Origin of the sequence: Arthrobacter globiformis (assembly GCF_003261175.1) — a bacterium.
Taxonomy (GTDB): Bacteria; Actinomycetota; Actinomycetes; order Actinomycetales; family Micrococcaceae; genus Arthrobacter; species Arthrobacter globiformis_A.
Map to the genome: position 1 here is coordinate 1 of NZ_QLNP01000008.1, position 876 is coordinate 876.

General features: G+C 56.4%; 1 protein-coding gene. It reads left to right on the forward strand.

Features of this window, described 5'->3' with window-relative positions; translation table 11 throughout:
• A partial coding sequence (locus DBZ45_RS01295) for a GMC oxidoreductase (protein ID WP_146617422.1) occupies positions 1-835 on the forward strand: 835 nt, incomplete at its 5' end.
• Between the last annotated feature and the right edge of the window lie 41 nt (positions 836-876).

The following is an 876-nucleotide window of genomic DNA, read 5'->3' on the forward strand; positions in this document are numbered from 1 at the left end:
CTTCCAGGCCGCATCGGTAGTCATTGTCGCGGCAAACGGCATCGGCACGCCCAGGTTGCTTCTTATGTCCGAATCGAAGATGTTTCCAGACGGGCTGGCAAACTCCTCCGGGCTGGTCGGCAAACGCCTGATGCTCCACCCGTTCGGCTCTTCCATCGGACTGTATGACGAGGATTTTGAGGACTGGGTCGGGCCGGCAGGTACACAGATCGAGTCCATGCAGTTCTATGAGTCCGATCCTTCGCGTGGTTTCGTCAGAGGAAGCAAGTGGCACGTCATGACCTCGGGCGGCCCCGTCGAAATGTTCACCCGGTGGACTATGGGCGAAGGAGTCCGTGATGAACCGTTCTGGGGCGAGGCCTTCACCGAAAAGATGAGGAAGTCAGTTGGACACTCCATTGATTGGATCGTCCATGCAGAAGACTTGCCGGAGGAAAGCAATTATGTCTCGCTTGACCCCGTCCTGAAGGATTCGGACGGCCTTCCCGCTCCTAAGGTCCATTACAAAACCAGCGAAAACACGCATAAGATTCTCGACTTTGCCCTTGAGAAGTCGCTGCTGGCCCACGAGGCTGCCGGTGCCTCGAAGGCTTGGATCACTCACCGCAATTTCTCTTCCGGACACAATCTGGGTACCGCGAAAATGGGCGACGATCCCGAGACGTCTGTTGTCAACAAGTACGGGCGGACACATGATGTGCCCAACCTCTACATCGTCGATGGCAGTGTCTTTACGACGTCAACGGGAACCAATCCTACGGCGACGATCTGTGCCCTGGCTAAGAGGACCGCAGCTTATATCGCCAAGAATGCAGGACGGCAGGTTGTGGCATGACGATCATCGACAGCACCGATCTCATTGGGACCATCGACAGG